At 58.0% G+C, this 16,512-nt stretch carries 22 protein-coding genes, 1 pseudogene and 1 riboswitch; of the genes and pseudogenes, 7 read left to right on the plus strand and 16 right to left on the minus strand.

The features are described 5' to 3' along the window. Window positions 1-10: 10 nt before the first annotated feature. The 6 genes from J0663_RS22125 to J0663_RS22150 form a co-directional block, all read right to left on the minus strand. Window positions 11-298: a hypothetical protein gene (locus J0663_RS22125; protein ID WP_221105720.1), complete on the minus strand. Its 288-nt coding sequence runs from the start codon at window positions 296-298 to the stop codon at window positions 11-13. A gap of 62 nt (window positions 299-360) precedes the next feature. Then, on the minus strand, window positions 361-1,425 hold the full coding sequence (locus J0663_RS22130; RefSeq protein ID WP_207244938.1) for a fatty acid desaturase: 1,065 nt from the start codon (window positions 1,423-1,425) through the stop codon (window positions 361-363). Window positions 1,426-1,491: 66 nt separating this feature from the next. After that, window positions 1,492-1,863, minus strand: a complete 372-nt coding sequence (locus J0663_RS22135; RefSeq protein ID WP_207244939.1) for a DUF6481 family protein — start codon at window positions 1,861-1,863, stop codon at window positions 1,492-1,494. Window positions 1,864-2,036: 173 nt separating this feature from the next. After that, complete coding sequence (locus J0663_RS22140; protein ID WP_088396361.1) at window positions 2,037-2,246, minus strand: cold-shock protein; 210 nt, start codon at window positions 2,244-2,246, stop codon at window positions 2,037-2,039. Between the two features lie 178 nt (window positions 2,247-2,424). Further along, window positions 2,425-2,712, minus strand: coding sequence for a hypothetical protein (locus J0663_RS22145; RefSeq protein WP_207244940.1), 288 nt, complete (start codon window positions 2,710-2,712; stop codon window positions 2,425-2,427). 66 nt (window positions 2,713-2,778) lie between these two features. Next, a complete protein-coding gene (locus J0663_RS22150) occupies window positions 2,779-2,976 on the minus strand; it encodes a hypothetical protein (protein WP_097599674.1) in 198 nt (65 codons plus the stop codon). Between the two features lie 641 nt (window positions 2,977-3,617). Between J0663_RS22150 and J0663_RS22155 the strand changes: the two genes are divergently transcribed. The 3 genes from J0663_RS22155 (at window position 3,618) to J0663_RS22165 (ending at window position 5,576) form a co-directional block, all read left to right on the plus strand. Beyond that, a complete protein-coding gene (locus J0663_RS22155; protein WP_207244941.1) occupies window positions 3,618-4,391 on the plus strand; it encodes a hypothetical protein in 774 nt (257 codons plus the stop codon). A gap of 613 nt (window positions 4,392-5,004) precedes the next feature. Then, on the plus strand, window positions 5,005-5,271 hold the full coding sequence (locus tag J0663_RS22160) for a DUF1488 family protein (protein ID WP_207245462.1): 267 nt from the start codon (window positions 5,005-5,007) through the stop codon (window positions 5,269-5,271). Between the two features lie 38 nt (window positions 5,272-5,309). Beyond that, window positions 5,310-5,576, plus strand: a complete 267-nt coding sequence (locus J0663_RS22165) for a BON domain-containing protein (protein WP_207244942.1) — start codon at window positions 5,310-5,312, stop codon at window positions 5,574-5,576. 945 nt (window positions 5,577-6,521) lie between these two features. Here J0663_RS22165 and J0663_RS22170 read toward each other — a convergent pair. Then, window positions 6,522-6,923: a hypothetical protein gene (locus tag J0663_RS22170; RefSeq protein WP_246590437.1), complete on the minus strand. Its 402-nt coding sequence runs from the start codon at window positions 6,921-6,923 to the stop codon at window positions 6,522-6,524. Between the two features lie 627 nt (window positions 6,924-7,550). On the opposite strand from J0663_RS22170, the gene J0663_RS31360 reads away from it, so the two are divergent. Next, window positions 7,551-7,661 carry a DUF982 domain-containing protein gene (locus J0663_RS31360; protein WP_246590462.1) on the plus strand — a complete coding sequence of 37 codons (111 nt, stop codon included), beginning with the start codon at window positions 7,551-7,553 and terminating at the stop codon, window positions 7,659-7,661. 191 nt (window positions 7,662-7,852) lie between these two features. Here J0663_RS31360 and J0663_RS22180 read toward each other — a convergent pair whose 3' ends face one another. Next, the gene (locus tag J0663_RS22180) at window positions 7,853-8,062 is read right to left on the minus strand and encodes a hypothetical protein (RefSeq protein WP_207245514.1); all 210 of its coding nucleotides are present in this window, start codon (window positions 8,060-8,062) and stop codon (window positions 7,853-7,855) included. 423 nt (window positions 8,063-8,485) lie between these two features. Here J0663_RS22180 and J0663_RS22185 point away from each other — a divergent pair, with 423 nt between their 5' ends. Further along, window positions 8,486-8,851 carry a hypothetical protein gene (locus tag J0663_RS22185; protein ID WP_207244944.1) on the plus strand — a complete coding sequence of 122 codons (366 nt, stop codon included), beginning with the start codon at window positions 8,486-8,488 and terminating at the stop codon, window positions 8,849-8,851. 39 nt (window positions 8,852-8,890) lie between these two features. Here J0663_RS22185 and J0663_RS22190 read toward each other — a convergent pair whose 3' ends face one another. Together J0663_RS22190 and J0663_RS22195 are read right to left on the minus strand one after the other, a co-directional pair. Next, on the minus strand, window positions 8,891-9,106 hold the full coding sequence (locus J0663_RS22190) for a hypothetical protein (protein WP_207244945.1): 216 nt from the start codon (window positions 9,104-9,106) through the stop codon (window positions 8,891-8,893). A gap of 772 nt (window positions 9,107-9,878) precedes the next feature. Further along, window positions 9,879-10,196, minus strand: a complete 318-nt coding sequence (locus tag J0663_RS22195; RefSeq protein WP_207244946.1) for a hypothetical protein — start codon at window positions 10,194-10,196, stop codon at window positions 9,879-9,881. 83 nt (window positions 10,197-10,279) lie between these two features. Here J0663_RS22195 and J0663_RS22200 point away from each other — a divergent pair, with 83 nt between their 5' ends. Both J0663_RS22200 and J0663_RS22205 read left to right on the plus strand, forming a co-directional pair. After that, window positions 10,280-10,588, plus strand: a complete 309-nt coding sequence (locus J0663_RS22200) for a hypothetical protein (RefSeq protein ID WP_207244947.1) — start codon at window positions 10,280-10,282, stop codon at window positions 10,586-10,588. Window positions 10,589-10,880: 292 nt separating this feature from the next. Further along, window positions 10,881-11,192 (plus strand): hypothetical protein, encoded by a 312-nt coding sequence (locus J0663_RS22205; RefSeq protein WP_207244948.1) that lies wholly within the window; start codon window positions 10,881-10,883, stop codon window positions 11,190-11,192. 167 nt (window positions 11,193-11,359) lie between these two features. Here the strand turns inward: J0663_RS22205 and J0663_RS22210 are convergent. From J0663_RS22210 to thiC, 6 genes and pseudogenes are all read right to left on the minus strand, one after another. Beyond that, window positions 11,360-11,511, minus strand: a pseudogene (locus J0663_RS22210) (cold-shock protein). Window positions 11,512-11,610: 99 nt separating this feature from the next. After that, on the minus strand, window positions 11,611-12,237 hold the full coding sequence (locus tag J0663_RS22215; protein WP_207244949.1) for a thiamine phosphate synthase: 627 nt from the start codon (window positions 12,235-12,237) through the stop codon (window positions 11,611-11,613). Then, a complete protein-coding gene (locus J0663_RS22220) occupies window positions 12,234-13,007 on the minus strand; it encodes a thiazole synthase (protein WP_207244950.1) in 774 nt (257 codons plus the stop codon). The genes J0663_RS22215 and J0663_RS22220 overlap by 4 nt, the downstream gene beginning before the upstream one ends. A gap of 1 nt (window position 13,008) precedes the next feature. Further along, window positions 13,009-13,206: a sulfur carrier protein ThiS gene (thiS, locus tag J0663_RS22225; protein WP_064710472.1), complete on the minus strand. Its 198-nt coding sequence runs from the start codon at window positions 13,204-13,206 to the stop codon at window positions 13,009-13,011. Then, window positions 13,203-14,189: a glycine oxidase ThiO gene (gene thiO / locus J0663_RS22230; protein WP_207244951.1), complete on the minus strand. Its 987-nt coding sequence runs from the start codon at window positions 14,187-14,189 to the stop codon at window positions 13,203-13,205. The genes thiS and thiO overlap by 4 nt, the downstream gene beginning before the upstream one ends. A 2-nt stretch (window positions 14,190-14,191) precedes the next feature. Continuing rightward, window positions 14,192-16,024, minus strand: coding sequence for a phosphomethylpyrimidine synthase ThiC (gene thiC / locus J0663_RS22235; RefSeq protein ID WP_207244952.1), 1,833 nt, complete (start codon window positions 16,022-16,024; stop codon window positions 14,192-14,194). A gap of 91 nt (window positions 16,025-16,115) precedes the next feature. After that, window positions 16,116-16,247, minus strand: a riboswitch (TPP riboswitch). Window positions 16,248-16,512: the final 265 nt, after the last annotated feature.

The following is a 16,512-nucleotide window of genomic DNA, read 5'->3' on the forward strand; positions in this document are numbered from 1 at the left end:
CTGACCTGATCTATTTATGCTTCAGCAGCCACATCTTTCCGGCCATCGTGATGCCGTGCGGCGAGATGTCTGGGTCGGCGTTGGCATCAAGGGTCTTGAGAAGACCGCTGCTTCTCAATTCGCCTACCGTCGCCGTTGTCGCGAACTTGATTTTGATCGGGCGCTCCTGAAAGCGATCGGCTTTGGCGAAGGTAATCGTCGCATTGAGATGCGTCCACTTCTTGCTCTCCTGTAGGTACAGGTCCCCATCCCTTGCAAGTTTCAGGCCTCTGATCTGGGGAGGCGTCAAAGTGACCATCAAAGCGGCCGTATTGGGACTTGTTTTGGCGGTCGTACTCATCTTGGATCCTGACATGCTAATCAAACGATCCGCATAAAGCGGTCAGATATCGATGGACCAAGGCTCTCGGCCTCTCGGAAGGAGATGAGCCTGCCGCTCTGTTCATCCCACAAAGCAAGCCGGACACATTCGACGCTTTGCCGAACGGTGACGCGGCCGATAGCCACCAACTCGGGGTAATTGCGCAGGACTTCCGGAAGCCGGTAATACGGAATGCGGCTTGAAAGGTGGTGGATGTGGTGGATACCGATATTCCCGGTCAGCCATCGAAGCACGAGCGGAAGATCATAATGTGACGCGCCGTGAAGAGCGGCCCGCGGAAATTTCCATTCTCCGGTCTTCGACCAGTGCGTTTCCTCGAACTGATGTTGGACATAAAATAGCCAGACGCCGGCTGCCCCTGCCAGCAAAACGATCGGCAGATGCACCAGCAGGAAGGGGATAGGCCCAATCGTCCACATTAACAGGCCGACTACGATCGCGATCGCTACATTCGTGGCCATCGTGGAAACCCAAGGCAAGGCTCCCGCCTGCATCATCCCGATCGGCAGGCGTTGCTTGACGATAAAGAGCCAGGCGGGTCCAATGCCGAACATGACGATCGGATGCCTGTAGAGTCGGTAGGCGAGTCGCCCGGTTCGAGAACGGGCGCGATATTCCTCGAGCGTCAAGGTCGTGATGTCCCCGATGCCACGTTTATCAAGATTGCCGGCAGATGCATGATGTTCGGCATGTGTTTGCCGCCAATAATCGTACGGCGTTAGGGTCAAAACGCCGAGTGCTCGTCCTGTCCACGTATCCAGCTTTCGCCGGGCGAAGAATGAACCGTGCCCGCAATCGTGCTGGATCATGAATAACCGGAGCAGGAAGGCGGCGGCTGGCAGGATGAGTATGTAGCCGGGCCAAAAGTCTTGCAGTAAAGAGGCATATGCGCCGACCCATAGCAGCGCGAACGGGACAGCTGTCACAGACAACTCGAACGCGCTGCGCCAAAAGCTCGGTTGCCGGTATTTCGCGAGGATCTTCAGCCACGCACCGGCGGAGTCTTCAAACGGCTCGTGCAACTGGCCGGCTTGGCTTCTCATAGGTTTTCTGATTCCTTCTGGACGTCGATGCAAATTGGCAGGAGCCACGGTCGGATGTTCAGGCCGTCAAGGGCGACGAGCCTTACGTGCGGCATAGCGCCGGTCGCGCTCGGCCTTGCGTGCCGCTTCATCGGCGACGACACGTGCGATTCGGTTATTTGCTTCCAATTGGCGAGCCTCCGCCTCTGCTCTTTGATGAGCCTCGGCAACATCGGCTAATGCGGCAGCTTCCTGAAGGAGCCGGTCATTTTCCGCCGCCTTCATCGCATCGCGCTCGGCGCGACGCGCGGTCCTGGCCGAAGCAATTGCCGCCAACCGTTCTTGCATTACAGGGTCGGTCGGCTTCGGAGCCGACTCAAATTTTGCAATCAGCTGACGTCTGGCGCTTTCGGCGGACTTACGACGTTCTGAAAAGCTGTTGTCGCTTGGGTGTTTCAATCGATGTCCTTGCCCAACAGGATAGCGCAGCCCGCTACGCTTCAAGTCTCGGTACGAGCGGTCGGGCGCTGTTCGGTCTTCTTGAATGAAAAAGGCCAGACATCTGCCTGGCCTTCAACTGCCCTTGCCAGCCACGCCAGTACATCCGTGGTCGCAGCAGCTATAAGAGCTTCTTAGGCCGCTTGGAGCTGGCCCGCAGACATTTTGCCGGACTTACGGTCATGCTCCAATTGAAAGCCGAGCTTCTGGCCCTCAGCGATTGAACTCATTCCCGCGCGTTCAACGGCAGAGATGTGAACGAAGACGTCGGCGCTGCCGTCGTCGGGCTGGATGAAGCCAAAGCCTTTGGTGGCGTTGAACCATTTTACTGTGCCAGTGGTCATGACAAACCCTTTCATTGGCATACATTTAACGGCCCGCCGAGCGGCGCGCGGCGGTGTTTCGACTTTTGAAGGGAGAGTTGATCAAGAGGCGCAGAGCGCAGCCAAACAAATATCGGCAAACAAAGTATCGATGTTTGCAGCAATAGACTGGAGATCCTTCCCCGTCAACCTTTTGTTTTCAGCTTCTCGCAATTTCCACTTTTGCGGGCAACCCCGTAATGCCTTCCAGGCGGCGCGTCAGCGGATAAGCGTCGTCTTCATAGAGTTTGCGCATCTGCAAACCATCGAAGCGCGCCTCCTCGACTTCGAGCACGGATCCACGAAGGAGAGAAGCCGGCATGTCCTCGATCGCAAAGCGAAGAGCTTCGGCGACGGAATCGAACCTCTTGTAGACGAGGCTGCCTCTTCTGTTGATTGTCTTGCACGGGTAAAGCCCCGCCCCAGCATTATAATCGAAAACGGTCATAACCTAATCCTTGCGGCGTGAGCGATCGTCGAGGACAGTCGATCTTTGCCGTTCCATCTTGCGGTATCAACGGAAAAAAGAAGCCAGTCCAACCGTTCCAGCAGTCCGTTTTTCGAGACGCTGCTGCATCTCGGCAAGCTTCGTCGCGCGCCTCCGGAGAGCTTGCCTGCTGAGGAAATCCTGCAGCTTTGCTGCATCCGATCCTTGTTCTGGCTTGGAGCGCTTGAACATGCTTTCGGCGGCATGGCGGGTGGTGTTGGTCATTATGGCATCCTCAGTGTGGCTGCTGGACGAATACATCCGGAACAAACCGCTCCAGCCAGTATGGCGGAGTTCGCAACGTTCGCAAAATCAGGGTTTGCCAAGCAACCGGCGCAGCCGGGAGGATTAGGTAGCCGAAAGGCTGAAAACGTGTCCCGCATATAAGGTTTTAATCAGCCTCATTCAAGGCACCACATGAATAGCAAAAGCTTGCTTGCCAAAGGCGGAAATGAAGTCCAGGGTGCGATGTCGGCTGCAACTGGTCAGGGCGCTGCCGCCTGAGGGACAAGAGCGCGCCCTAGCCCCGACAAGAGGAGGACGCGATGACGTCCCGATCCTCGCATGCCTGCTTCCTGCTCTACTTCCAGAAAATGCTCCTGAACGCCAACGGCGAAAGCAAGCACAAACCATGCAATCAGAAAGTCCATAGGACCTTTCCCATGGTTCGCATCAAAGACCAGCTTCATGGCTCGTCACTTGTCGGTCGCGGGATGTGGGCCGGCGCGCCCATTTTTCCTGAGAAAGCTCCCGAGAAAAAGCCAAGGCTCTGGTAGCGTCGCACGTATCTGTCCTTCCCTCTTTACCGCCCATCCGCGTTATATCTTTACCAGGAGATCGCGGATGCGGGCCTTTGGAGACAACTTATGCGCCAATCATATTACAGCGCGCTGGCCCTGATGATGACCATCCCCCTGCATTCTGCATCGGGACTCAGCTCCTCGGCGTTCGGCCAGACCTCAAGGCCGGTGCCTGAAAATGCCCAGGCAAACCGCTTTGGCCTAGGCTGGGAATGCAATCGTGGTTTTCGAAGGCAGGATGACGCCTGCTTTAAGGTGAAGCTTCCCGACAACGCGTTTCTGACGAACTCCTCCTTTGGCAAGGGCTGGGATTGCCATTACGGCTTTGTGGAGAAGGGGAACCAGTGCCTCACCGTCCAAATTCCGACCAATGCATATCTTGACCCAAATTTCGGCGATCGCTGGAGATGCCTGCGTGGATACCGTCAAACCAATGTGGGTTGCGACCTCATTAAAGTCCCGGAGAAAGCATTCCTGTCCGATAATACCACGGGATCCGGCTGGGAATGCGAAAGAGGTTATCGCGCGCTACAACAAGCATGCCTCAAGCTCGAACTCCCCGCCCACTCCTACCTGACAACCGGCGGAAATGACTGGAGGTGTGATAGAGGCTTTGAAAACAAGGATCAGAAGTGTGTCGCTGTCGAGGTTCCGGAAAATGCCATCTTCGTCGACGCGGCCCACGGACAGAAATGGAAGTGCGACCGAGGCTTCGGGCTACGGGGCAATCAATGCCTGCAGCTCAAGCTCCCCCAAAACGCACACATTAACTCGACGGGCAACGGCTGGGACTGTAATCGTCCGTACCAGCTTCGCGGTGGTGCCTGCATGATCGAATGACAATCAGCTGAGGTCCACTATCCGGCGCCCCCCTCGCCGTCTAAATGGCTGATGATTTTTCACTCTGCACGTTTTTTCTATCGGAAAGCAAACGGCTCGACGTCGAAGACGGAAACTCGAGAAGAGCGACGAGATTACTCAGCGCGTAAATGAAAACTTCCAATTCCGACACGATATCGTCATCATAGCAGCGGGTATCACATGAACCGCCCACAGGAGTTTTCGATAGTCCCAATGGGGATCGATGGTTGCGAAACGCGGACGACCGTAGAAGAGTTTCACAACCTGCCCCCGTTCGGTCGCGAACGCGATGCTCTCGTCGCAGCCCTCCTCAAGCGCAGACGACAAATTCCAGCCAGCGACGGACACTCCTTCTGGCCTTACATTGCAATTCGAATGCCGCGCCCCATATTTCTTTAGGGCCGGAGCTGCGAAGGAGCAGCCGTCGTTCCGGGATTCCGGCACGCCGACAGGAGGAGAAGGTTTCCCTGCATCTGTAAGCGGCAACCTGACCAGCCCTGCCGGGCCTCAGTGAGCCCGGCGGAAGTTCAATGACATGATCTGCTACAGTCCAGTTTGACTTGGCATGACCAATCCCTCCGGGAGAGAATGCGTGACACTGACCTTTCCTAATAGAAGCCGCAGTTTCGACGAGAGCCGGGATGCCGTTCGCTTCTCCGGATATGACGGCATGTTCGAGGTGCGGTTTTTGATTGAAGCCAATGCATTGCGGACCGCAAGCCAGGCCGCCCGCTCCGAAGACGAGTGCTTGAGAGCCTTTGATATGGCGCGCGATGCCATTTTGGATGCGGCCACGCATGCCTACGGCAACGGCGGCAAGGACCGACATACCCTGACGGCGCGGGATATCCGCCGATAGGCTATTACACCCGAAAGGGCCGCGCAGGAGGCGAAACGATGTCAGTCGACAGAAAACATCTCGGCGTCGCGAGCCGCGTAGCAACCCGGCATCCCGACCAGGACGATCTTGAATCGGCGGTCTACAGCGCGCTTGCCGATTTCGGCGATCTCGACCCCAGCTATATCTTCGTCACCGCACGCGGCAGCGATATCACGCTGGCCGGGTGGGTGCATGTGCAAGCGGAGGTGTTGTTGGCGGAGGAGATTACGCTGAGAACGAAGGGTGTGCACAAGGTTCATAATGAGCTGTCGCCGGATTTGTGAGGCGAACCCATGGCAAGCCCGGCACGCTGCCGGGTTTCCGTTAACCGCAGATGGATCTCCCGATCACAGAGGCGGTTGGCGGACGAGGTCCTGCATGGCGGCGACGCTCAAAGCCTCCATGCGTTCCCGTAAGGCTCTCTCATCGACATTCTTGCCGGCCGAGCGTAAATCTGCCAGGATCTTGGCAATCACGCCCTCATCGTCAGCGCCTATCCAAGCGCCCGAACGGCAATCCTCCCCCAAGGAATCGATCGCCGACGCGGTCGCCGCACACAGACATCGCCGAGCGCCTGGGGAAGCTCGCGCAGTTGACGAAGTCCGTGAAGCACAGAAGCCTATCTGCATACTTGGTCGTCAGAATGAAGGGGCTCCCCTAGTCACGCTGGGCCTTCGGCAAAGATCCCCATCGGTTGATGAGCGACGGGGTGTGATTCGAATTGACTCGCTTTTGTCTTGCTTATGTGAGCAAGTGCCTATGCCCGGTCGTAGTTCTGTTCCTGGGATCGACTTCTGAGCTTTTTGGAGTCCGCTTCCTACCCCTTGGCGGGCTCCTTCTGTGTGGTGCTAATACAGCCAATTCGATCTTTTTGATTCAAGACTGCTCATTCCTTGCCTTCCGGCTAATGAACGAGCTGCGAATTGCGTCTACAAAAGCGTGGTGCTGAGGACTTTGCCGCGGCGAACGCGATACCGCAGGAATTACAGTTGGCTGCTTCGAAAAGTGGGCTCGCTTTCAGTTTCTCAAAGCGAGCCTTCCGAGTTGCTACTATCGGACGTCTATTTGCGTCCACCGCTAGGACGGGATTTGCCACCGGTTCCGCCTGCGGTCTTGGCGTCGGGAGCCTGCCCGAAGTTTGTTCCCCCCAAGTGGCCGCCACCGCTCGTGTTCGCGACTTGGCGTTCGGTTCTGCGCCGGATCTCAGCCGCATTGGTTTTGCTCATTTTTCAATTCCCTTTTGTCGCGTGAGTGATCGCTGCCGGACCGCGCCCGGAAGACCGAAGTTCGATTTTGAGAGGAAAGGTCTGCTTGACGCCGATTGACACGAAACAAAACTCGACTGGCAAACTCGATGTGGCAACCTGAGCCGCCATTGTGTTTAAACGAGGTTCTGGGACAGCGAGCCGGCCAACAAAAAAGGCCGAGGCGATACCGCACCGACCTTCCACATCGCTACTCATACCAATGCCATTATCCGTGGTCAAAAGCAGAAAGCAATTGCGGCAATTGCGAGCGACAGATGCCTTCCAGCGCTCATCAGCAATGCCGATGAGAGCCATATAGGCACTCGCTGCATGAAACGCAACCGCAATTTTCGGTTTTGTTAAAGATATCTTATAAAAATTCAAATTGCGTGATTCACATTGCATGCGGAGGTGCGCTCAGGCATGGTCACCTTGTCAGCAGCCAATGTTACGGGCGCTGCTGCATCAGGGCTTTCAGCCCTCGCCCCAAATGGAAGGAGGACCAGAAATGTCTTCCGAACACGTCTATATTTTAAATTCCAGAGACCTCACAATGCTGCAAGGCGTCTTGGATGCGGCTGGATACAATTCAGCCAGAAGCGTCGCCCATCCTGAGCGATACAGCGCGGCAGCGAAGTTGCTTATCCAACGTTTCCAATATGGGATGACCTCTGCCAACGACCTTTCCAGGGAGCTGGAAAGGTGTTTTGGCGAGCCAATATCGTCTAAGTCTCCGCCAAGCTTTGAGCGGACACGCGCCTCCATTCAGGGACGGCCTGTTCGATAAACCTCCGGCAACCGTAGTACTTATCGGCCCTCCTGTGTAGTAAGGCGATAGCATGGAACAACGCGTCAAGGCGGTGGTTGGGGGTTGTGGATTGCACGGGTGAGGAACGTTTCTCCCTCATGTCCTACGCCGGCTAACTGTGAGATCCACTATTTCTCAAATGTGGAATCGGAGACTGTGTGTCGACATCGGCGTGGCTGCTCTTAGTGGTTGAACGCAATCAGGTGCGGCATACTATTGCGTCCGCAGATGAAGCCCTTGACATGCTTTTTAAGAATTGGCCGGTGACGAGCGGTAGCGCTTTCTTCATGGCAATGGAGGCGCGGGCACGGTAGAGGGCATAGTAACCGAAGGGGAAGCCCCGTCCGCATTCCTTGCAGCAGCTTTTGACGCGCGAGTCGTGGTTCGGATCGCCTAGCTCTTGACTTAAAAGGACTGCCAATTTCCTCGTCTTCGGTCAGAACAACCTGGAGGCGGCGTCCGAGGCAGGTCACCGAAGGCCGCAATGGTAAGCGCAAATCCCCGCCTATGCGTGGCTTTGGCGGCGTCGGTAGGCAAGCCAAGACAGACCTTCGATCGCCTCCTGGGCGATCTTGTAATCGCCGACCGGATGCATCTCGCCAGCCAGATCGGGCAGCGCGAAAGGGGCGGAGAAGTGCACGATGGCGTTCGTCGTGCGTGTAGATGATATGTCCATGGACATGGTGACAGGCTCCAGTTGAATACGGTCAGCCAAGCCCGTGAATACTTCCTACAGGGCATTGGCAGAGCGATCGGAATTCAGGCCGATGATGGCCCGCAAGTTTCTGGCACCTACGAGAGCCACAGGGCCAAACGACCATAGAGATTCCTACGCCTCAATTGCGTCGCAACTGGGATGAAATGCTAAACTGAAGGTTTTATTCAAGCTTGATTGGCAAGATTTGGAATTATAATATTATTGGTTGATGGAACTAGATTGAACTAATCTTCAGTAAAGACCTATTTGCCTTTTTATTGTGTTATTTTCCTGAAATATAAGATGCTGCAATTCCAAGATCGGATTTGCGAAAATATTCGCCACCTCAGCGAGCCCGCTCGATAAGCAGGAGGCCCGCCGAAGGGCGTCGCTGCGTGAACGGCAGGCTCGTGGCCTCACACTAAAACGGAGGGCATCTAAATGTCGAAACATAACAACGCCATGTGCTTTACTGCCCGCGATCGCCACGACTTCGACGCCAACGGCAAGCGCCCGGATGGCAATCCCTCGGCCAACGAATTGATCGCCCATGCCGTCGCCGCACGCACCGACCTCGCCATGCCGTCCGAGGAAGCTCGCGCAGTTGAGAAACGCCGTGAAGCAACGAAGCCGCGGCATCGGTTCACAAAGCGCCAAAGCACTGAGGTCGATGACAAGAGCATGGGTGTCCGGGACCTTCCCACAATGAGAGAACTCGAGCAGGCGCGGACCGATCACAGCCGGAAGATCGCCAGCCAGGAAGCTGAGAGGCGTGCCGAGGAGCCTGACGAGAAGGCTGCGGAGTGAACAAGCGGGAAGTCCGTCAACCGCCCCGAGGGCGCAGGCTCAGCGTTCCAATCGGATCGACGCCTGAATCAGATCCTGATGGAAGCAATGCTTGCGTAGATCCTCTGTCAATTTGACCAGCCTTTCGTTGGCCAGCCCAGCGGGCTCGCCGCGCGTCAGCATTCCGTCGATCAGGCTCTGCTGAGCGTAAATCATCTGCCGGTCGATAGTCACCTGCCGGCGCGCGAGTTCCAGGTCCTTCGGGGAATAGGTCATGAGAGACTATATCATACAGGCGGGCGAGAGTAGGATTCAATTCGGGGCCGCCTCGGTACTATCGCGGCCGCCAGGTGAGTTGTCATCGCTGAACGAGCCGAGAAGAGCCTGCGCCTCTCGCTCCGCTACCGAATAGCTCCGCACGAATTATATTGTCGCCTGGAGCTGCGTTCGTCGCATTTGCCTTGGATAAAGCGCAATAGAGGCGCATATTTGCATATCGACAGCCAATGACACGGGCGCTGCCGATCAAGGGGTGGCTCCCTTCGCCCCAATCAAAGGAGGACAAGATGTCTTCCACCTTCAAGCGCTCTTCCCATATGGCGGCTCACGGCGACTTCTTATTCAGGGCTTCCATCCTGGCGAGCTTCGCCGTCATCATCAGTCTAATGTTGAGAGGCTGGTTATGGTAGTAATCCTCACAACCGGAATTCCGACGAAACGCGACGAAAATTGGCGGCTCCGGTCCATCCTCAAGCGCGCTGACTACGCGACGACAGATCTCGTTGCTTCAGAACATGGCGACCATCACGAAGAGGTGATGGTGATAAGGCGCATCAAGGCGGCGACGATTCCCGCGCCCGACTACCCCTCTTCGAGACGGCGGAAGCTGCATGCCGATCCTGAGGCTTTGGCATCATGGGAAAACGAAGGGGGCGCCACGCGAGCTGTGGACGCGCCTGCGGACAAGAAGAATTGATGACCCACGAGGCAATTGAGCAAGGAATGCCGAATTGGCGATCAGGCTCGGTGGTCGAAAGCCCAGCCCCTCTTAGTCTTTGGTGATGCTGAGATTCTGCCCGGTGGTTTGTTGCAAAGACCTGCAGCGATTATGCTGTCGCAGGCGTGATGTCCGCATGCTGTCGCATTGCTCCAGTTCGGGAAAGAGGTGATCGAGCGATTTCCGGTTCACCAACTTCATTCGGAGTTCGGACGGGATATGCGTAGGGCCTTTTACGTCCTTCTGGCCCTGATGATTGAACCTGGAAAAAGATGATTGCGAAAAATCACCACATTGGAACGCACAGGCCTGACCGCTTTCTGCCCATCCCACAATATTCAGTTTGCCAGCCGTATCGATTAGGCGCATGGTAGGTCTTCAGTAGCTGTTTCTCAGGGCGCTACTGCGTGGAGGTCGGTTTCTGCCTTCGCCCCAAATTGAAGGAGGACAGCATGTCTTCCAATCTCAACATGTCTGTGCGGACCTCTGACCTGGCTGTATTGCAGGGCGTCCTTGACGACGCAGGATATGATTGCACAAGTAGCCTTGCAGACCCGAGATATTACAGCGTTGCCGTCAGACTGCTGTTCAAGCTTTATCACGACGGAATGACCTCGCCCGCCGCCCTCTCTATCGAACTCAGCCGGCACTTCGGAAAAACACCACTGCCCTCGAAATCATCCGCCGAGTTCGAAAAAAATCGCAAGCGGATGCAGGGTATCCGTTCAGCCATTGAAGTTAGGTCGCCTACCGGCGCCTGAACAGAACGTTCTCGCAAAGCTCATTCGACGAAGCCCTTACCAACGGGATGGAGGGTTGCATGCCGGAGCCGTTCGAACAGCTAAACGAGCTTCTCATCGCGCTCGGTGCAAGCGCCGGAGGCGCAGGAAGTCATTAACTCTCCGTGCCATCAACTACCTGCAACGAAAGTGCACACTGCGCCGGATTGCGCGGTCCAAGCCAAAGACCTTGCTGCTGCGCTTGCCGAAACCATAATGCGCAACAGCGCGCCGGGAAGCGGCACAATAATAGGCACCGTCAGAGGAGGCTAGAATGCCAGAAGCACCAAACGAATTTGCGGCCAGTCCAAACGGAGACAAATGGTATCTCGAACATAACGAAACAGTGGACCAGCATGTTGTCATCCATCGCGCCAACGACGCCTCCGGCGGCGCTGAGACGAGATGGCCGATTTCGAGCTTTCTGGAGCACTTCGGCGATCATCCGCAAGGCCAGGCTCTTCGCAAGGCATTGGAAGATGCCGGATCAGCTGAACAGGAAGTACCAAGTGAACATACGCCCGTTGTGCAGAAACTGGTGACTTCTTTCCCTTGGTCGCGCAAAATGCAACACGTTGAGAATTGAGTACGCATTCACTTACCTAAAAGGGTAGCCCCACGGCCGTCTCAGGCTTTGTCATATGCAAACGATGTCAGCAGAGTCGTCGAAAAATTCCTGGCGCGTTTCTTGACAAGGAACTCCGTCCACTCGTCTGTACCTCTTCAAGCAGCCTGAAGATTGCACGCCGACATCTAGCCGGACTTGTCGTCGCGCTCCAAGTCGTAGCCGTTCTTCTGGCCGATATCGCGCATTTCAACGCGTTCCACCGCAGAAATATGGACGAACGCTCCGGGCCGCCATTGTCAGGCCGAATGAAACCGGGCTCATTAGTGGAATTGAACAAATCCGAACCGGCGTTCCGCCTCGCAAGCAAACCGAGCAACCGAATGGACAATACCCGAGCCGGCAGGATCAAAGGCTTCCCCGTTGCCGGCGGGATGTATCAACCTTCATCCTCATTCGCGCGCCGCCATGGCGCGGTCGCGGCCAGCCACTGCCGCGTGCGGGCCTCGGGATCCGAGTTGCGGGTGATATCGGTGACCACGGCGGCACTATCGGCACCTTTTTCCAGCACCAGCGGCGCGCGTTCGGCGGTGATCCCACCGATGGCGACGAGCGGTATCGCGCCGACTCGCTGGCGCCAGTCGAGAAGGCGTTCGACCCCCTGCGGCGCCCATTTCATCTCTTTGAGAACGGTGGGCCAGACTGGTCCGAGCGCAACATAATCCGGCTCGGCCGCCAGCGCCGTCTCGAGCTCCGATGGGTCATGCGTGGAAAGGCCGAGCCTCAGGCCGGCGCGACGAATGGCATTCCTGTCGGCGGCCATCAGGTCTTCCTGTCCGAGATGAACGAAATCGCATCCTTCATCTATCGCCAGCTTCCAATAGTCGTTGACGACCAATTGGCAAGCCGCTGCCGCGCAGGCAGCCTTCGAACGCCGGATCTGCTCGCGAAGCACGGAGTCCGGGCAGTCCTTGATGCGCAGTTGGACGAGTTTGACGCCGAGCGGCACGAGACGCTCGACCCATTCGGCGCTGTCGACGATGAGATAGAAGGGATCGAGCTTCATGTGAAGACGGCCTTTCCGATGACGGGAGTGGATGGGACGGCGATGTCGCGTGGCTCCAGCGGTACGGCGCCATGTGCCAGGCGGCCGGCTTCGATGGCAAGCGCGAATGCCTCGGCGATGGTGGCGGGATCGCCTGCGCCGGCAACGGCGGTGTTGAGAAGTACGGCATCATAACCGTACTCCATGACGGCGGCGGCATGAGACGGGCGGCCGATGCCGGCATCGATGATCAGCGGCACATCCGGAAAATGCGCGCGAAACGCCCTTAGCGCCATCGGGTTCAGCGGCCCTTGAGCGGAACCGATCGGCGCGCACCAGGGCATCAGCACACGGCAGCCGGCCTCCAGCAGCCTTTCGGCCACGACAAGGTCGTCGGTCGTATAGGGGAAGACCTGAAAGCCCTCGCCGTTCAGGATGCGGGCCGCTTCGACAAGGCCGAAGACGTCAGGCTGCAGCGTATCATGATGACCGATGACTTCGAGCTTGATCCAGTCGGTGCGGAACACGTCGCGCGCCATCTTCGCCGTCAGCACAGCCTCCTGCACGCTATGACATCCGGCCGTATTCGGCAGCACGCGCACGCCAAGCTCACCGATCAGGTCGAAGAAGGCGCCGCCCGCTTTGCCGCCGACGGCTTCGCGCCGAAGCGACACGGTGACGATCTCCGTTTTCGAGCGCCTCACCGATTCTGCAAGGATCGCTGGAGACGGATAGCGGGCGGTGCCGAGCAGCAGTCGGGAGCGGACTTCGACATCATAAAGTTTCAGCATCTCAGCCTCCTTGCATGGGTGAGAGAATTTCGATGCGGTCGCGTTCGCCGAGCCTGAAATCGGCGCGGTCCTCGCGGTGCACCAGCTCACCGTTGACTGCGGTTGCCAGCCATCCGCCTTCGTAGTCCAGAGCGAGAAGAAGATCTGCGAGCGTCGTGGCCGCGACCTCCTGTTCCTCGCCATTGATGATGAAGGTCATGATGCCCTCCTTTCCGGTTGCTTCTGTTCTCCAAGGAGACGCCGCGCCACCTCGCCTGCCATGGCCGGCGCCAGCAGAAAGCCGTGGCGGTAGAGGCCATTGACATGGAAGGTGCGGCCTTCCTGCGTCACCCGCGGAAGATTGTCGGGATAAGCCGGCCGCACGCCTGCGCCGGTTTCCGTAACCCGTGCCTCCCCGAAGGCAGGATTGAGAGCATAGGCGGCATTTAGCAGCTCCATCAGCGAGCGCGCGGTAATCGGGCCGGTATCATTGCTTTCGATCATCGTCGCCCCGATCAAGAAACGATGTCTTTCGCGCGGCACGATATAGATCGGATGACGTGGATGCAGCAGGCGAACGGGACGAGAGAGCGTTATCTCGTTCGTTTCGACGCAAAGCATCTCTCCGCGAACGCCGCGCAATCCGGGCAATCGGCCGATCTGCGCTGCCCCGGTGCAGTCGATCACGCGATCATAATGGGCAAGGTCAGCATCGCCGGCAACGCCGAAGATGAGACGCATGCGGGCCTCCTCGAGTCCGGCGGCCAGCGCCGAGAGCGCCTGTCGCGGGTCAAGATGCGCTTCCTGCCGGAAGAACAATGCCCTGCGGAAGCGGCCCGCAAGATCGGGTTCCAGCGCCGCGATCGCCTGCTCGTCCAGCCATTCCCATCCGCTTGTCCGGCGGGAAAAGCGGTCGAGTTCGCCGGCATCGCGCCCGGCTGCCACGACAAGCGTCCCCCGGCGAGTGACGTGACCGGGCAGTGCTGCCTCCCACCAATCGGCGGCAAGACGACCGAGCGCCAGTACCGGCTCCTCCGCGCTTTCCCTTTCGCACCATGGAGCCAGCATGCCGCCGGCAAAGCCGGATGCGCCAGCGCCGACCCGGTCGCCTTGCTCAGCGACGCTGACCCGGAAACCGTGCCGATAGAGCTGCCACGCAACGGTGAGGCCGGCAACGCCGGCCCCCTTGACGAGAATGTCCATCGTCATTCCTCGGCGGGCGTTTTCGCCGCGTCAACGACCGGCATGTAGAGATCACCGCCATCGCGATATCTGGCGGCCATGGCTTCCAGTCCCTCTTTCTGGGCTTCGGCTCGAATGTCGTGGGAAATTCGCATGGAACAGAATTTCGGGCCGCACATCGAGCAGAAATGCGCCACTTTGTGCGCCTCCTTCGGCAGGGTTTCGTCATGGAAGGAGCGGGCCGTTTCCGGGTCGAGGGAGAGATTGAACTGGTCTTCCCAGCGGAATTCGAACCGCGCCCGCGACAGCGCATCGTCGCGGATGCGGGCGGCCGGATGTCCCTTGGCAAGGTCGGCTGCATGAGCGGCGATCTTGTAGGTGATGACGCCGGTCTTGACGTCGCTGCGGTCAGGCAGCCCCAGATGCTCCTTCGGCGTGACGTAGCAGAGCATGGCCGTGCCGAACCAGCCGATCATCGCGGCTCCGATGCCGGAGGTGATGTGGTCATAGCCCGGCGCGATGTCGGTCGTCAGCGGTCCGAGCGTATAGAAGGGAGCTTCGCCGCAGACCTTGAGCTGCTTGTCCATATTCTCTTTGATCTTGTGCATCGGCACGTGGCCGGGGCCTTCGATCATCACCTGGCAATCCCCGGCCCAGGCGATCTTGGTCAGTTCGCCGAGGGTTTCGAGCTCGGCAAACTGCGCTGCGTCATTGGCATCGGCGATCGAGCCGGGGCGAAGACCGTCCCCGAGCGAGAAGGAGACGTCGTAAGCGCGGCAGATCTCGCAGATTTCCTCGAAGTGCTCGTAAAGGAAGCTTTCCTTGTGGTGATGCAGGCACCACTTGGCCATGATCGAGCCACCGCGTGAGACGATGCCGGTGACACGATTGACGGTGAGCGGGATATAGGCAAGCCGCACGCCCGCATGAATGGTGAAATAATCGACCCCCTGCTCAGCCTGTTCGATCAGCGTATCGCGGTAGACTTCCCATGTCAGGTCCTCGGCAATACCGTTCACCTTTTCAAGCGCCTGGTAGAGCGGCACCGTTCCGATCGGAACCGGCGAATTGCGAATGATCCATTCCCGGATATTGTGAATGTTGCGGCCGGTGGAGAGGTCCATAACCGTGTCGGCGCCCCAGCGGATCGCCCAGACCATCTTTTCCACCTCTTCCGCCATCGACGAGGTGACCGCCGAGTTGCCGATATTGGCGTTGATCTTCACCAGGAAATTCCGGCCGATGATCATCGGCTCGGACTCGGGGTGGTTGATGTTGGCCGGAATGATCGCGCGGCCCGCCGCAACTTCCCGCCGCACGAATTCGGGCGTCACGGAATCGGGAATATCAGCGCCAAAGCTCTCGCCGTCGCGCGCGAGCGCCTCCTTTGCGGCCTGCCGGCCAAGGTTTTCGCGGATCGCGATGAACTCCATTTCCGGCGTGACGATGCCGGCGCGCGCATAGGCGAGCTGGGTGACGGCGCGGCCCGCTTTTGCCTTTAGCGGCGTGTTGCGGATGGGAAATTCCGGCGTCAGCCGCTCGCCTGCGGCAAAACCATTGTCCTCAGGCTTCACCATCCGGCCTTCATAGGCTTCGACGTCGCCGCGCGTCCTGATCCAGCTCTCGCGCAATCGCGGCAGCCCGGCGTCGATCGAGACTGTATGCGCCGGATCGGTATAGGGGCCGGAGGAATCATAGACCGTGACCGGTGGTTCGCCGGAGGTCGGGTGAAGGCTGATTTCGCGCATCGGCACGCGCAGATCCGGATAGAGTGCTCCGGGCTTGACGACCTTGGTCGAGGCCGGAAGCGGGCCGGTGGTGACGATCGGAGTAAGCTTGGGTGCGACAATATTCATGGGTGAGGCTCCAAGGTTTGACGTTTGGAGACCCAGTTCCAGTGTTGGAATGATGGAAAGACTCAAGCGACAAAGCGAAATCCGCCCGACAGCCGCAGCGTCCGCACCGTCCCTACGCCAGTATGAACTGGATCAGGTTCAACGGGTCACTGCGCCACAAACGGCAAAGCCGCATTGTTCAGCAGAATCTCAGCCCCTTGCCGGGACACCCCTGGTGAATACCTGCATCAAAGACCGCTGCGGCCCTGATGTCAAGAAGCCCTCTCTCCTATCGGATCCGGTCCCACGGTTTAAATATGAGTGCAGCGGAAGGGCGGTTTGGAGAAATCTCTTTTGTTTTTCATGTATATAACCAAGCAAGGCCATCCCCGCTCTCGGTTGCGGAGGCCTATGGCGGCCCGGAGCTCGGCAGGATTGGCACCCCGACGTCTCTGGTCTAGTCTCGAATTCTCCTGCGGGGCTTTCAGCCGCAGCCGGTAATTGAACGA

The organism is Rhizobium lentis (assembly GCF_017352135.1).
In the GTDB taxonomy this organism is placed as follows: Bacteria; Pseudomonadota; Alphaproteobacteria; order Rhizobiales; family Rhizobiaceae; genus Rhizobium; species Rhizobium lentis.

Coding starts and splice junctions, on each gene's coding strand:
- J0663_RS22165 (WP_207244942.1), top strand. CDS start 5,310: ATGTCAGTCGACAGAAAACATCTCGGCGTCGCGAGCCGCGTAGCAACC.
- J0663_RS22205 (WP_207244948.1), top strand. CDS start 10,881: ATGCCAGAAGCACCAAACGAATTTGCGGCCAGTCCAAACGGAGACAAA.
- J0663_RS22150 (WP_097599674.1), bottom strand. CDS start 2,976: ATGACCAACACCACCCGCCATGCCGCCGAAAGCATGTTCAAGCGCTCC.
- J0663_RS22155 (WP_207244941.1), top strand. CDS start 3,618: ATGCGCCAATCATATTACAGCGCGCTGGCCCTGATGATGACCATCCCC.
- J0663_RS22220 (WP_207244950.1), bottom strand. CDS start 13,007: ATGCTGAAACTTTATGATGTCGAAGTCCGCTCCCGACTGCTGCTCGGC.
- J0663_RS22125 (WP_221105720.1), bottom strand. CDS start 298: ATGGTCACTTTGACGCCTCCCCAGATCAGAGGCCTGAAACTTGCAAGG.
- thiC (WP_207244952.1), bottom strand. CDS start 16,024: ATGAATATTGTCGCACCCAAGCTTACTCCGATCGTCACCACCGGCCCG.
- J0663_RS22215 (WP_207244949.1), bottom strand. CDS start 12,237: ATGAAGCTCGATCCCTTCTATCTCATCGTCGACAGCGCCGAATGGGTC.
- J0663_RS22190 (WP_207244945.1), bottom strand. CDS start 9,106: ATGACCTATTCCCCGAAGGACCTGGAACTCGCGCGCCGGCAGGTGACT.
- J0663_RS22145 (WP_207244940.1), bottom strand. CDS start 2,712: ATGACCGTTTTCGATTATAATGCTGGGGCGGGGCTTTACCCGTGCAAG.
- J0663_RS22130 (WP_207244938.1), bottom strand. CDS start 1,425: ATGAGAAGCCAAGCCGGCCAGTTGCACGAGCCGTTTGAAGACTCCGCC.
- J0663_RS22195 (WP_207244946.1), bottom strand. CDS start 10,196: ATGCGCCTAATCGATACGGCTGGCAAACTGAATATTGTGGGATGGGCA.
- thiO (WP_207244951.1), bottom strand. CDS start 14,189: ATGGACATTCTCGTCAAGGGGGCCGGCGTTGCCGGCCTCACCGTTGCG.
- J0663_RS22140 (WP_088396361.1), bottom strand. CDS start 2,246: ATGACCACTGGCACAGTAAAATGGTTCAACGCCACCAAAGGCTTTGGC.
- J0663_RS22185 (WP_207244944.1), top strand. CDS start 8,486: ATGTCGAAACATAACAACGCCATGTGCTTTACTGCCCGCGATCGCCAC.
- thiS (WP_064710472.1), bottom strand. CDS start 13,206: ATGACCTTCATCATCAATGGCGAGGAACAGGAGGTCGCGGCCACGACG.
- J0663_RS22200 (WP_207244947.1), top strand. CDS start 10,280: ATGTCTTCCAATCTCAACATGTCTGTGCGGACCTCTGACCTGGCTGTA.